This window comes from Brevibacillus laterosporus DSM 25, assembly GCF_002706795.1.
Lineage (GTDB): Bacteria > Bacillota > Bacilli > Brevibacillales > Brevibacillaceae > Brevibacillus_B > Brevibacillus_B laterosporus.
In genome coordinates this window covers 4,460,433-4,474,342 of the sequence record NZ_CP017705.1, presented here as the reverse complement: position 1 = coordinate 4,474,342, position 13,910 = coordinate 4,460,433, and the positions used below count along the sequence as shown (strand labels likewise).

Sequence of the window (13,910 nt, the reverse complement as noted above, 5' to 3'; positions counted from 1 at the left end):
CATTTCCGAAGATTACTTACACAAAAGCTGACTAACACTTTTTTCTCTGGAGTTGCAAAAGTATACGATTCAAATATTGTTTTTTTTGTTAAAATGAGAATTGGGAGTACCTACCTACAAACTTCCTCTATCAAATCATCTAAGGAGTGTCAAAATGGGAGCCTATCTCGTACCAATTCAAACTGCATTATTTATTTTTCTCTTTGTAGCCTTCATCTTGACTGTTCCTTATATGATCTTTAGCTATAGACGTTATGGCTACATCAATAAGTATCGCGTCATTTTCCTGTCATCCTTTTTATTTTATGCACTATGTGCCTATTTTCTGGTGATTCTTCCTTTACCGAACATCATCGATACTTGTTCGATTCAATCACCGGGAACGGTTTATTACAATTTACGGCCATTTTCCTTTGTACAAGACTTTCTCAAGGAAACCAACCTCGTATGGTCCAAACCAGCTACCTATTTGTCAGCTTTACGAGAACGTGCCTTCTTGCAAGCAGCCTTTAACTTTCTATTATTGTTGCCATTAGGTGTCTATGTACGTTATTTCTTTAAAAAAGGTTGGAAATTTGCATTAGGTGTAGGCTTTATAACATCACTCTTTTTTGAATTAACGCAGCTAACTGCCCTCTATGGCTTTTATACTTGTCCATATCGTCTATTTGATATTGACGATTTGATGCTTAATACCACTGGTGCCGTAACTGGATTTTTCCTTGCACCATTCTTACTAATCATGTTCCCACCTAAAGACCAATTAGATCAAGGGATTAATTTGGACGAAAAACCTGTTGGCTACATACATCGTTTGCTTGCCTTTTTGATTGATTCCCTGATCGTAGAACAGCTAACATCACTGTTTACAGCCTTGTTTATAAAGGATACATCTTCTACGAACTGGAGCAATTCGACATTTCAGTATCCATTGATTACATTTACTTGCTTCATCGCTTACTTTATTGGAATAACCTATCTATGCAAAGGACAAACCATTGGACTATGGCTATTGCGTCTACGTCTTGTATCTACCGCGCGAGAGAAGTTACCAATAAAAGATATCGCAAAACGAAACGTTACCCTGTATATCGGGAACATCGCGATTACTTCCGTGGGCTATTTTATACTCAATGGATTGCCAACTAGCTTATCTTATTATCCACTACTCTACATTATGACTTTTGGCGTGGTCTTCTTGTACCAGTCCTTGTTGGTACTTCATTTCTTGCTGATCATACTACGAAAAAAGCGACAATTTTACTATGAAACAATCAGTCAAACAAGGATAGTTCGTAAAATAAAAAGACACAAAACAACGGATTAAAAATATAGCTAGCCCACATCCAAAAGCTTGGAGTTTCATTCTCCAAGCTAGAGTAAAGAAATCAAATTACTGATGGAGGAACCACCCAAAGCATTTATAAACAACTTCACTTTAATGGAAAAATAGTTAACAAAAGGAGAAAGCAGACGGAGCATTATTGCCGTCTGCTTTATTATGCAGTATGGTAAAGGATGAGGTGATTGTATGCTAGAACAAACAAAACTTGCCATCCTAGCAGATATACACGGAAATGCATGGGCATTGGACGCCGTTCTGACTGATTTGGACCAACGTCAAGTAGATGCTATTGTTAATTTAGGTGATACATTGCTAGGACCTCTAGACCCACAGCGTACCTACGATTTATTACAAAATCGTGATATGATCCATATTTCTGGAAATCAGGATCGAATATTATGGGAATCACTTGAAGATCATACGTTATCAACCCATGCACCTTCTATATTAAAAGAAATCACTCCTAAGCAAATTAGCTGGTTACAGAGTCTTCCTGCAACGAATATTTGGCGTGATTCCATCTTATTATGTCATGGCACTCCCTTTTCAGATGAGACCTATTTAGTAGAGGAAATAAGAAAAGACGGTAGCGTGGGCACCAGGTCGTCTGAAGAATTAGAAAGTTCACTCGCTTCCATTCATTATTCTGTCCTCCTATGTGGTCATAGCCATATTCCACGTACCGTAATGCTACCAAGTGGAAAACTAATCGTAAACCCAGGAAGTGTAGGGTTACCTGCATATACCGATGAATCACCTGTCCCACATGCGATGGAATCATGTTCTCCTCACGCCAAATACGCTATCCTGACCCATCAAGCAAGAGGCTGGTCCGTCGAGCATATTGAAGTACCATATGATTGGGACCGTGCAGCCAGAGCAGCTAGCCAGCATGGACGTGATGATTGGGCTAAATGGCTTAAAACTGGCAGAGTGTAATACTCTTAGATACAAAAATGCCCGCTATCTCACTTGACAGCGGGCATTCTATAAGCACTCCTTACATCTGTGCGTCCATCATGTTACGTAGGTGTAAGATCATGTTTTCTTCCATAAACTCTACGTCGTCATACGTAATATATTCGCCTTGTTTCACGATTTTTTTAAGACGGATATGAGGGCCAATTAAGCCGATCGGTAATGCACCCATCCGCTGTTTATCTGTAGTTGTTACGATCCGACCAAACGCAGTGAATCCCCCAATACTATCCAATGCATCACCAGGCATCAAATCTTTTTTAGCTACTGCCACCGTTTCAGCTACGGAACCATAATAAGGGATAATTGTTGGCTCTTGATCTAAATAAGCTTTGGCTACAGAAAGCGGGGTTTCTAAACTACATAGATGATACGGGCGATATAATACATAATGGGGACCATTACCCATTTTTAGATATTTCATCTCATGGTGTACTTCTTCTTTATCAGAGGTAATGATGGCAAACACACCTGGAGCGATTCCATCAACATACTCGACAATCTTATGTTGATGCAAAATTCCTCCATGTTCTTGTAAGCGGAAGATATCTGGTAGCTCTCTCACACCTGATTTTACCCCATGCATGCCTGGGATATCTGGAATAAATCCAGTTGCATTTGCTACACATGTCATCTCTACCATCGTCTTTGTCCCGTCCTGGAAAGAAGCAATCATCTTCGGACTGGAGCCTTTTTGAAATGCTTCTTCACGTGCCGTATCTGGGTTTGCAAAGTAGTTCACTTTATTGTTTTTTCCTTTTCCTAGCGCAACAATCTCAAATCCCAATGCATCTGCAAAATCATGTAATTCCATAATACATCCAGGCTCGTCTCCTGCTGTACCTGTGTAGACCAGCCCTGCCGCTCTAGCCACTTTTGAAAGGAGCGGTCCAACAGTCACGTCTGCCTCTGCATTTAACATCACGACGTGTTTGCGGTTCATAATACCATCCCATGCAATTTTAGCACCGATATTAGGAACACCTGTAGCATCAACTACCACATCTACTTCCTGAAGACTGGTAATAAGTGAGGCATCCTTCGTTACCACTACACTCCCTTGACTGATCGCCTGATCTGCTCTGTCGTTATCTTCCGTTTCATAAATCTCGGTACTTTTCACTCCTGCCTTTGTGTAGGCATTCACTGCGTTTTCTGGTGCAATATCAGCTGTAGCAACCACTCGCATACCCTTCATAGACTCAATTTGAGAAATCAACCCACGCCCCATCTGCCCTGCTCCAACCAAACCTACCTTGATAGAGCCTCCATCTTTTGCCAACTGTGCTAGTTTTCTATTGATGTTTAGCATATTGCTTCTCCTCCTTGGTTTTGGGAACGGATTTTTAGTAACGTACAAATGCAATGACCATATCAATATCAGGAACCGGTAACTCATTTTCTTCCACATGAATGGTGCCTGGTAACTCTGGGGTTGACTCTCCATCAAACTTAATCGTGCAGTGACCCATGCTTTGTAGCGTTTCATTAGCTGTTGTTCCTACTGCTGTAATCCTATACTTTCTATCTCCAACAACCAGCGAATCGCCTACTTGTACAGGTGCAAACAATTCAGCTTTGGTGTGTAGGACAGCGATATCATGTAATTCGTCTGGAACATTGTCATTAAAAATAATCAGCGTACTTTCTGTTAAAAAGCTTTCAACCAATTCTCCAATTTTTGTAGCTTTCGTTTCTAGTAATGTTGTCATTGGTTTCTCCCCTTCACGTCATTATCTGTGTAGTTTTCTATCTGTTCACAATCGGTCTTTTTATTCTGAATAAAGACCAAAACTGAATAAATAGGCAATAATAACAGCAAGTGGACCCGTAAATAAGCGGGAAATTAAGACGGCTGGCACCCCAACCTCGATCGTTTCTGGCTCCGCTTCACCTAAAGTAAGTCCTACTGGCACGAAATCACACCCTACTTGAGGATTAATAGCGAATAACGCTGGCAAAGCAAGTTGTGGAGGAATATTTCCTCTACCGATCTCGACCCCAATGAGAACCCCAACCACTTGGGCAATCACTGCACCTGGTCCTAAGACTGGGGATAAAAATGGTAAAGCCGCGATGATCGACAATAACAATAGCCCAACAAGGTTTCCAGCAAGCGGGGAAACAAACTTGGCAATTACATCCCCAATGCCGGAATAGGTGATAATGCCGATGAGTGTACTCACAAATGCCATAAACGGTAATATATTTTTGATAACCTGTTCAATCGTTTCGCGTCCAGCTTGATAGAAAACATTAACGATTCCACCCATTACACGACCAATTTTTTCAATAAAATTCGGTTGTTTGCCGGCTTTCATTTGGGCTACTTTTGCTCTGGCTTCATCTTTTAATTCTTTAGCACTTTTATCTGTCTGAGACAACAAAGCCTCAGTATTATTCGTATCTACATTTCCTATCTCTGCTGCTGAAGCCACTTCAGCTTCATGCGTTGCTGTTTCGGCTTCCATGATATGCTGTTCGCGTACACCAGAAACGAAAATCTCTTCTTTAATGAATTGAATGAGCGGTCCAGATGGAGAGGTTGCCGTGATGTCAACAGTCATTACGTTTAAGCGAGGATATACACCACAACGAGCCGTTCCACCACAGTCTATGACCACGCAAGCCATTTCATCTGGTTCCACTTTATTGTTAAAAGCATCTACAGCAATACCACCAGTCAATTGAGCAATCTTGTTCGCTACAGGATGAATTCCTCCCCCTGTTACACTAGCGATATATTTCTTTTCATCGGTTGGTAGAATGGTAAGTGGACCTCCCCATCCTCCAGAGCCCTTGACAATACGAACGGCACGGTATTTTTTCATTGACCCTTCCCCTTTCCTCTTCTATACGCCTGCTTGTTGAGCTTTTCGTTTCAGCATCATCTTAGTGATATACTCTGTCAGTACACCTCGAATCAGGATAACGATTGCACCAACAATAAAAAAACGGATTGCGATTGGCCCTAACGTGTAGCCTAGCTGTTGAATGCCTGTAGCAATGCCCATGTAAACAAATAATTCAGCAGGATTAGCATGTGGAAACATACCGGTGATTGGATGACACATCGAGACGGCGGAATCGTAAAAGGCTGGTTTTTGTTCCTCTTTTAAGAACCGTCCAAAGGTATACGCCATCGGATTGGTTAAAAAGAACATCGCCATGATGGGAAATACGGTGTACCGTAACACAATATTGCCTGTACACTTTTGAGCAAAGCGTGCAATTCGTTCCTCACCGCAAAATTTGATTAATGCATTTACTGCTGTAATCAGGCAAACTAGCGTAGGAATGATACCTGTTACTAAACCAACAAATGTTTTCCCTCCTTCATTAAACATTCCAATAAACCCTTCAGCCAGATGGATAAAGAAATCCATAGCCATACCCCCTAACAAGTTATATTAGTTACTCGGAATAACCGAGCTTCTACCTTTGTTGATGAATAAAAAAGGCCGAGTCATGCATCTTCTGCATGTACTCGGCCCATGACCCAAGTAATGATCTCTAGTTTATTTCTTTACTTTTCCGTTGCGTAAAAGCTATTTATGAGTTATAGGTGTAATCTAATGTAGGTATTGACTGAGCGTCGCCCTCCATGTCTTTCGTGGAAGGGAGTGAGGTCTGAGGTATCTGTAGCTTTTTTCGTTGTAGGTCAATCTGTTGAATAGCTATTTCTAATGCTTTTTCTTCTGCTTTAACAGGAGTAGTAGGGTAGCAATCTTCTAGCTGCTTCCCGATCAGCTCAGGTATTTCTTTAAAAGTAGCAAAAACAGTTACTCCCGTCATTCTCTTACATCTAGTAATAATTCCATTCTGATCCGTAGTAAGTATGACAACGGAGCCAATCGAAAATCTGCTTTTCTGTACTCCAACACCCAGAAAACCAGTGCTTTGCTGTCTCATCTCATGTATGCTTTGACGATAATGTTTCACCTGACGGAGTGTTAAGTAAATTTGGCAGAGCCACATTCCAATGAAAAATAGTATGAGTGCCCCCCACAAGCTCATCATCGCTCACCTCATTACATTTGTTCTGATTGATTACAATTGTAATTTGAAAGCGTTTACTTGTCAAAGGATTTTTGCTAAAGAAAAAAAAGAACCCACTTTTTCATTGGGTTCGCTTTGGTACAAGCAAAACTTATTTTGGCTGCTTTAAACCGAATTGATTGCCATCCTCGTCTCTGAAAAAACCAAAGATACCAAATTCCATTTCATTCGGTTTGTCAACGTCTACTCCTTTTGCTTGCAGGTCTTCACACAATTTATAAATATCATCACACTCAAACACGATGGAGGGTTTTAATTCTGCCCAGTTTTTCATCATTGCTTTTGGATAAAGAACGAGACGTGTCTGGGCATTTTCTGGTCCTACTTCCATCCATGTCGCTTTAGGTCCCATAGGAAAGTTAGCATACACGGTAAATCCCACTTTCTCTGTCCAGAAGGCTAATGCTTTTTGTTGGTCTTCCACGTATACGCCAACTGTTGAAATATGCCTGAACATAAATATTCACCTAATTTCTATTTGTTAAAAAGTATAATGCCCTTGTATCATATGAGAAATTCAATTCACCTTGCAAGTCCTGCTGTAAATAAAAGACTCCCCAAACCTACTGGGAAGTCTTACAAATACGCTTATAAGAAAATAACTAGCTTCAAAAAATATTCTCTGTACCCCATCATTACCTTTATTCAAGTGAGGTTACATTTTGATCTTGAATTTCTTTTTTTAGATTTCCAGAGCGGATAAGCTGAACAACTTTCTCAATGTCTCCATCTAATGCTCTATCACGTTCCACAAAAGGCACCTGCATTCGAATCATGTTATAAATCTTTGTGGTTTTTGGTGACATTTTTTTCGTGCCTCGTAAATCTAACGCCTGACAAAGTGCAATGAGATGAATCGCCGCTACATGTTGAGTCAATTCTACAATTGTACGTGCATCACGTGATGAAATTGTACCCATACTCACTTTATCTTGATTGTGAGCCTCAGTAGAACGTGAAAACACACTGACTGGATTGCTCATTTTCAAAGCTTCAGCTGTTAGGGCAGAACTTGCAATTTGCATCCCTTTAAATCCATGATGCAACCCTAATTCATAATGATCACTGTTAAAACGCTGAATTAAATTTGGGGTCAAATTCTTATTAAACTTTTCATCGACCACCAGTTGCAATTGTCGATCTAGCAAATCTGCAATATTGGCAACCGCTACTTTTAACGAATCCATAGCTTGTACGACATGACCGCCATAAAAATTTCCACCATTGTAAACTTCACGCGTCTTCACATCAAAGATCGGGTTATCGTTCGTTGAATTAATTTCTACCTCTAGCCACTTTTTCACCCAATCTAATGTGTCATACAGTACGCCCGTAACATGAGGTGCGCAGCGGATTGAATAACGATCTTGGATACTCTCTGTTAATTCCAAATAAGCTTTCGAATCCAACTTTTCATTATTCCCTACAATTTGCGAATATTCTTTGGATAATTGAGAGCCTTCTAGCATGGTGTAAATATTTTTTGCACTTGCCATTTGACCTAGGTGCGGTTTTTGTTCATGAATGAATGAATAAAAATGTCCCCGGTTCCCTAGCAATGCTTCTGAAGCCATAGCCGTACAAATATCGGCTATGAATGCGATTTCTTCTGCATCCGAGTAAGCTAAACAAGCAAAGGCAGACATAAAAGAGGTCCCGTTTACTAAAGCAAGTCCTTCCTTGGCTTCCAATGTTAAAGGCATAAGTCCCTCAGCTTCCAGTGCTTCCGCTACCTCGCACTCCTTCCCTTTATACAGGACTTTTCCTTCTCCAACTAGTATAGAGGCAATATAGCTTAATGGAACTAAATCACCACTCGCTCCAACTGAGCCACGCTCAGGAATAATTGGAGTAAGTCCTCGTTCCATATAGGCTATTAATTGATGAATCACATCCATCCGTACAGCTGAATTACCTTTCACCAAGCAATTCGTGCGTATGAGCATAGTTGCCCTTGCCACAACCTCATCTGCTATTGGACCAACTCCGCACGATAGGAATCTGATTAAATTTCGTTGTAAATCCCAGGTTTTCTCACCAGAAATTTGTCTGTGCACACTGTCGCCAAAGCCAGTCGTAACACCATATATGGGATACTGTTTATTAATAATTTCATGTTTTAATTCATTGCATTCTTCAATTCGCTTTATGGCTTCTTCTGAAATGAGGAAAGTAGATGATTCAGAGGCACCTTTTGCTACATGAGCAACATCTGCTATGGTCAAATCGTTACCTGTTAATGTAATTTTTTGTTGATTATGCTGTTTTTGATCTATTTCTAAAAGGGTTGTTTGACTCATTTTCAACCTATCCTCTCTATGTGCGTATGCTTCCTCATCTATCTCTCAATCGCTTGAAGGAATGAACATAAGGTGGAAATTTTCACCTGATCATCATCAATGACAGTCGTAATGAATTTCATGAAAATACGACTTACCTTCTCTATCGTTTCTTTATCAAAAATATCGGCATTGTATTCAAATATGGGTAAAATCCCATTCTTCCGATCTTCCTCCACATACAGAGCAAGATCAAATTTGGAAATTTTCTTTTCTGTATAGTAGTGATTCATTTGTAATCCATGTAAGTTGATCTCATGTGTGGAATCCCCAAAATGAAACGTCGTGTTTTGCCTAGGCCACTTTTGAATGGAGAAGCAAGTTTGGAACAGAGGTGTTAGACCGGTTTTTATATCCTGATCCTCCATCATAAGTGTCATAGGAAAATCTTGATAGTCAAGACACTGATTAATTTGTTCATCAACAAAACGTACCAGCTCAGCATATGTTGCATCTTTTGGCATTTTCATTCGCAATGGGACCAAGTTGATAAAAACTCCACACGTATTATAATAACTTGTCGATGCACGCCCATATCTAGGTGTTCCAATTACGATTTCTTCCTGCTGTGAATAACCATGTAAAAAAGCAAAGTATAGAGACAGAAGAACCCGATCCAGAGTGGTATCTTTTTGTTGACAATAAGTAAAAACGTTATCGCTCAATGTTTTCTCAAGGCGAAACGATACAGTTCCTCCTTTATAGGTCCGAATCTCAGGAAAATCTCGATCAGCCGGAAGCTTCAGAACAGGTAGCTCCCCTGATAGCTTTTCTTTCCAAAATAAACGCTGTTTTTGTCCTTCTGAACTTTCTAGCATTTCGTTTTGCGCTACCACAAAGTCTGAAAACTGTCTTCTGATCGGAGTAAGTTCAAAGTCATTTTCTTCCAATAAATTCTTGTATAATAATCCAAAATCATCGATTGTAAGAGAAGCCGACCATCCATCTACCGCAACATGATGCCACACTAAAAGTAAAATAAAATCATCATCTGAAAATCGGAACAATCTAATTCGAAAGGGAGGGTTTTCTTCTAACTGAAAGGGACGATAGGTTTCTTCACTCAAAAACTGTGCTACTGCCTCTTCCGGCCAGTTGCTAGCATCCACCACCTCAAAATCCAAAATCGCTTCTTCGTACACTTGATGTACCGGCTCATCTTCCATAATAAAATTGGTGCGGTACATCTCATGTCGCTTGATCACTTGTAAGAAGGCTTCCCTCATTACATCTATATTTATCTGAGAATGTATACGATAAAGCACTTTTTCGTTGTTTCCATAGGAATCAGGAAGCAAGGCATAATGTTGATAAAAAACACTCTGCACTTTTGATAAAGGATACGTTTTAACCACAGTTTTTTTCACCAATGTAACCATCCCCTATTCTTGTTCTTGTAAATAATGGTGCAAAATGCGATTAAACTCCTCATAATGAGTGATATTGCATCCATGACCACCGTTTATCTCGACTAATGTAGCACGTGGTATTTTCGTTACTAATTGATTCGTTTGATAATAAAAGCCCATGATGTCTTTTTTAGCTGACACGATTAATGTTGGTACAGAAATATTTTCTAGGATACCGTGTGTATTCAATTTACCTTGTTTTTCAATATCGTTATATTGTAGGACAACAGGATTTACAAATTCGCTATCTTGAATCAACTCATACGCACCTTGTCGATAATTAACATAATAATCAAGTTTGAATGCATCTTTTAAGGATTGTTCATCCCATAATTGGTTCATGTCACAGAAACTTGTTACTAGTGTTAAGGAAACAACCTTTTCTGGGAAATTTGCTACAAAGGTTTGGGCAATCATTCCTCCCCAAGAAGTTCCTATCACATAAAGAGGTAAAGAGATTTGTAGGATATCTAATACTTCATGTACCGTATTGGAAATACCCTGAAAAGAAAGATCCCCATTATCTTCACTTAATCCTACCCCTGGCGGGTGGATAATAATGAATTGATAGTCCTCTCTTAACTCCTTAATTTGGTAGTACCATTGGGAGGCGGTTAAACCGAAACCGCAGAATAATAGAACAATTTTTTTGCCTTTTCCACAGATAACAACTTCAATCTGCCTTGAGGTTTGGGTACGAATGAGTAAATGCTGTATATCGTTTCCCTGTTCCATCCATGACCGAACCTCGTCCACATTCGATTTATGTCTAATGATTCGTTGTCCAGCCTTTATGTTGCTCCAATACGTTTTCAGATCTTCAGGAAAAGTAAAATGATCTAAGCAAATTCTCGTTATTGTACTAGCCGTTTCATCCTCTTGTTCTCTCCTTACTGCGTTCAGCTTTTGTATCTGGTTCCTAATGGTACGTTCCTCACCATATAACACGATGCTTTGAGTGCTTTTTTGTGATAATAAATGATCCAATGCTGCTAATCCTTCTTCACTTGGCAATACAGACAGCCCTGTCGAAGCGGTAGTCATTTGTAACAAGTCTTCTTCGAGCCGCATACCCCCATCTGCCCAGAGTGGCCAGTTAACCGTAACGGTTTGACCACATCTCTTGCCGATGTTTACCTGTTCTTGCCGTTCGAAAGCAAATAAATCCATAGCTGCGTTGGCGCAAGCATAATCAGCCTGACCTACATTTCCCATAATGGCTGAAACGGATGAAAAGAGAACGAAAAATTCCAGTTCATCATCCTGAGTGGCCTGATCTAGATTCCACGTCCCTCTCCATTTAGGTGACAGCACAGCTTGTAATTCACTGGTAGTTTTGTGAATGAGCAATCGGTCTTTAATCACACCAGCACAATGGAAAATACCTGTGATCGGTCCTAACTCTTCTCTAATGGACTGAAAAGCTTGAACTGTTTCTGTGCTCTCACATAAGTCAACCTCCAGATAACGTACATCCGCTCCCATTTCCAGTAAGCGATATACTTGTTGCTGTTTCTTCTCATCCAGCTTAGAACGTCCTAATAAAGCCAGCTTACAATTCGCCTGCTTCGCAAGATGACTTGCAATCAAATATCCTAAGCCACCTAGACCGCCCGTAATTACGTATACACCATGCTCCTTTACAGAATGAGGAAGGCGGTTACCTGTGGTATTCATTTCTTTTAGCTGATGAACATACCGAACGAAGTCCTTACCTCGATACTGAATGCTGGCCATCCCTTTCTCATGACAACGTGTCTCTTTTTCAAGCAAGGCAGCGATTTCATGTGTAGGGGTTTCAATCAGATGCTCAATATGTATCATCTGGCTGTGTATTTTTGGTTGCTCTAGGTAAGCTGTCCTAAGCATTCCTTCTAAAGCATTAGCGTATTTATCTTGCTCACTTGAACCGGTTACAATCTGAAGCAGAAATTCCGTTGCAGGTTTGCTCTGTAACAGTGCTTGAATGTGTCCTAAACATTGCTTGCATTTGTCTTCAAATTGATCGACACTCTCCACCTTATCTGATTTCAAAACCAACACTGTCTCTACATACAATTGCCGTTTCAATTCAGCTTGTAAGTCCATAGGATCATGAAAGAGGAGTACAATATGCTGGCGGCTCATCTCGGCAGGTTTATTTTTCTTCAGCCCAAGCTTTTCCCAGAATCGTTCAAAATAAAGCACAGTAGCTTGCTTGTCTTGTAGCTTGCTCGTCACAGACGACACAGCTGTTACTTCTGTATCTATACCAGTGCCAGCTAAAAAAGATGCCCCCCAGTTTTCTAGCAAATATTCAGATAGACTAGCGACAGTTGAATATTCAAATAACAGTGTTGGATACAGGGGTGCATCTACTTTTTTCTCTAGGACTTTAACAAAGCTTATTAAATGTGTGGAGTCTAATCCCAATTCATAAAAGCCTGTATGCAACTGGATGTCTGTAGGATTTGTTTTTAATACAGAGGCAATTTCTTGTTGTAGGTATGAATGAATCAAATCCACCCGTGATTGATAAGGTTTATTTGTACTAGGTTCTGTTACAAAAGCCTGTTCAAAATGGTCGAGCAAATATTGAGATAAGCTTTCCACAGTCGAGTATTCGAATAACAGTGTTGGATACAGTGCTGTCTTTACTTGGCTCTCCAAGACCTTTACAAGTGCTAGCAATTGTGTAGAATCTAGTCCCAGCTCATAAAAGCCTGTGTTCGTTTGCACGTTATTTGGATTTATTTTCAATACGTTTGCTATTTCTTGTTTCAAGTACATTTGAATAGAGGCTAGGTGCGGACTATCTCTTCCTTGGTGGATGATCTCCTCTTGCTGGATTACCTCAATCTGCTCGTGTGAACGCTCAATTGGACGAGCTGTATCGGTATGAATGGGTTGCGTTTCGATTAATTTTTTTATGAGATGTGGTTCCCTAACTCGTTTTACAGTAAATCTATTATATTCGACAAGTACATCACCCCCTTCATTAAAAATAGTAATATCACGAGACACAACATCTGGCGCAGTTGATATCTTTCCATGAGTTGCGGTTTGCTCTGTATACGTATAAACCTTGTTGGGAAGAGGCTTATAGATACAAAACCGTTCAAGTATAAATGGAATATAAGGCGTATTCTCCTGAAAAATATTGTATTGCATGCCGGTGACCATAAAAGATGCTCCAGATAAACATGATCCATCTAAAAAAGCGGCATGGGCATAAAATTTATCTAGGTAGGATTCTGCTAGGCTACTGAGCTTAAGCTCCATTAATTCCTTATGCCCCCATTGATACACTGTACCTTCCGTTTTCATGAATGTACCATGGTGAATTTTTGTTTTTCGCACTAAATCATACATTTGATCCATATTCCACTGCTTGTTTGATTGACTCATAAAGGATTGTACATCAAGTGTTTGGGGGTTATTTCCATCTGTCATGACATACAAGAAGCATTCCATATTCACTTCCATTTGCTGATCAATAACCACATCATCTTTTATTTTCTGACTGGTAATCGTTACTTTCCAGTAAAAATCCAAAGGTGAAAACGTAACATAAATATTTTTATCAAAATGTTCAGATGTCACTATGGGCTGTTTGAACAAGACCTGTCTCAACTCAATTGGCTGTTTATCTAAATAAATAGCAGCTACACGATAAATCATATCCATTAGAGCTAAACCTGGAACAGCACAAACGCCATGAACACGGTGATCCTGTACTAAATAGTGACTATGATATAATCGCTGTAAAAAAGTCTCCTGTGTTTGTGTTTGATTCATGTC

11 protein-coding genes are annotated in these 13,910 nt (G+C 39.9%); 2 read left to right on the top strand and 9 right to left on the bottom strand.

Annotated features, from left to right (window positions below):
• The first annotated feature begins 154 nt into the window (after positions 1-154).
• Positions 155-1,327 (top strand): VanZ family protein, encoded by a 1,173-nt coding sequence (locus BrL25_RS21285; RefSeq protein WP_018671092.1) that lies wholly within the window; start codon positions 155-157, stop codon positions 1,325-1,327.
• 204 nt (positions 1,328-1,531) lie between these two features.
• Complete coding sequence (locus BrL25_RS21280) at positions 1,532-2,284, top strand: metallophosphoesterase family protein (RefSeq protein WP_018671093.1); 753 nt, start codon at positions 1,532-1,534, stop codon at positions 2,282-2,284.
• Positions 2,285-2,345: 61 nt separating this feature from the next.
• Here the strand turns inward: BrL25_RS21280 and BrL25_RS21275 are convergent, their stop codons facing one another.
• The 9 genes from BrL25_RS21275 to BrL25_RS21235 form a co-directional block, all read right to left on the bottom strand.
• On the bottom strand, positions 2,346-3,635 hold the full coding sequence (locus tag BrL25_RS21275) for an NAD(P)H-dependent oxidoreductase (RefSeq protein WP_018671094.1): 1,290 nt from the start codon (positions 3,633-3,635) through the stop codon (positions 2,346-2,348).
• Between the two features lie 34 nt (positions 3,636-3,669).
• On the bottom strand, positions 3,670-4,035 hold the full coding sequence (locus tag BrL25_RS21270; RefSeq protein ID WP_018671095.1) for a PTS glucitol/sorbitol transporter subunit IIA: 366 nt from the start codon (positions 4,033-4,035) through the stop codon (positions 3,670-3,672).
• Between the two features lie 60 nt (positions 4,036-4,095).
• Entirely contained in the window at positions 4,096-5,154 is a 1,059-nt protein-coding gene (gene srlE / locus BrL25_RS21265) for a PTS glucitol/sorbitol transporter subunit IIB (protein ID WP_018671096.1), read from the bottom strand.
• A gap of 21 nt (positions 5,155-5,175) precedes the next feature.
• Positions 5,176-5,709, bottom strand: coding sequence for a PTS glucitol/sorbitol transporter subunit IIC (gene srlA, locus BrL25_RS21260; RefSeq protein WP_018671097.1), 534 nt, complete (start codon positions 5,707-5,709; stop codon positions 5,176-5,178).
• Between the two features lie 166 nt (positions 5,710-5,875).
• Positions 5,876-6,343 carry a transcriptional regulator GutM gene (locus BrL25_RS21255; RefSeq protein WP_018671098.1) on the bottom strand — a complete coding sequence of 156 codons (468 nt, stop codon included), beginning with the start codon at positions 6,341-6,343 and terminating at the stop codon, positions 5,876-5,878.
• Positions 6,344-6,473: 130 nt separating this feature from the next.
• Entirely contained in the window at positions 6,474-6,839 is a 366-nt protein-coding gene (locus tag BrL25_RS21250) for a VOC family protein (RefSeq protein ID WP_018671099.1), read from the bottom strand.
• 184 nt (positions 6,840-7,023) lie between these two features.
• Complete coding sequence (locus BrL25_RS21245; protein WP_018671100.1) at positions 7,024-8,682, bottom strand: aromatic amino acid ammonia-lyase; 1,659 nt, start codon at positions 8,680-8,682, stop codon at positions 7,024-7,026.
• 38 nt (positions 8,683-8,720) lie between these two features.
• Positions 8,721-10,100: a condensation domain-containing protein gene (locus BrL25_RS21240; protein WP_035311985.1), complete on the bottom strand. Its 1,380-nt coding sequence runs from the start codon at positions 10,098-10,100 to the stop codon at positions 8,721-8,723.
• 3 nt (positions 10,101-10,103) lie between these two features.
• Positions 10,104-13,907, bottom strand: coding sequence for a type I polyketide synthase (locus BrL25_RS21235; RefSeq protein ID WP_018671102.1), 3,804 nt, complete (start codon positions 13,905-13,907; stop codon positions 10,104-10,106).
• Positions 13,908-13,910: the final 3 nt, after the last annotated feature.

What these genes read in the sequence shown, in the direction of transcription:
- BrL25_RS21285 (WP_018671092.1), top strand. Translation starts at nt 155, where the DNA reads ATGGGAGCCTATCTCGTACCAATTCAAACTGCATTATTTATTTTTCTC.
- BrL25_RS21280 (WP_018671093.1), top strand. Translation starts at nt 1,532, where the DNA reads ATGCTAGAACAAACAAAACTTGCCATCCTAGCAGATATACACGGAAAT.
- BrL25_RS21275 (WP_018671094.1), bottom strand. Translation starts at nt 3,635, where the DNA reads ATGCTAAACATCAATAGAAAACTAGCACAGTTGGCAAAAGATGGAGGC.
- BrL25_RS21270 (WP_018671095.1), bottom strand. Translation starts at nt 4,035, where the DNA reads ATGACAACATTACTAGAAACGAAAGCTACAAAAATTGGAGAATTGGTT.
- srlE (WP_018671096.1), bottom strand. Translation starts at nt 5,154, where the DNA reads ATGAAAAAATACCGTGCCGTTCGTATTGTCAAGGGCTCTGGAGGATGG.
- srlA (WP_018671097.1), bottom strand. Translation starts at nt 5,709, where the DNA reads ATGGATTTCTTTATCCATCTGGCTGAAGGGTTTATTGGAATGTTTAAT.
- BrL25_RS21255 (WP_018671098.1), bottom strand. Translation starts at nt 6,343, where the DNA reads ATGATGAGCTTGTGGGGGGCACTCATACTATTTTTCATTGGAATGTGG.
- BrL25_RS21250 (WP_018671099.1), bottom strand. Translation starts at nt 6,839, where the DNA reads ATGTTCAGGCATATTTCAACAGTTGGCGTATACGTGGAAGACCAACAA.
- BrL25_RS21245 (WP_018671100.1), bottom strand. Translation starts at nt 8,682, where the DNA reads ATGAGTCAAACAACCCTTTTAGAAATAGATCAAAAACAGCATAATCAA.
- BrL25_RS21240 (WP_035311985.1), bottom strand. Translation starts at nt 10,100, where the DNA reads ATGGTTACATTGGTGAAAAAAACTGTGGTTAAAACGTATCCTTTATCA.
- BrL25_RS21235 (WP_018671102.1), bottom strand. Translation starts at nt 13,907, where the DNA reads ATGAATCAAACACAAACACAGGAGACTTTTTTACAGCGATTATATCAT.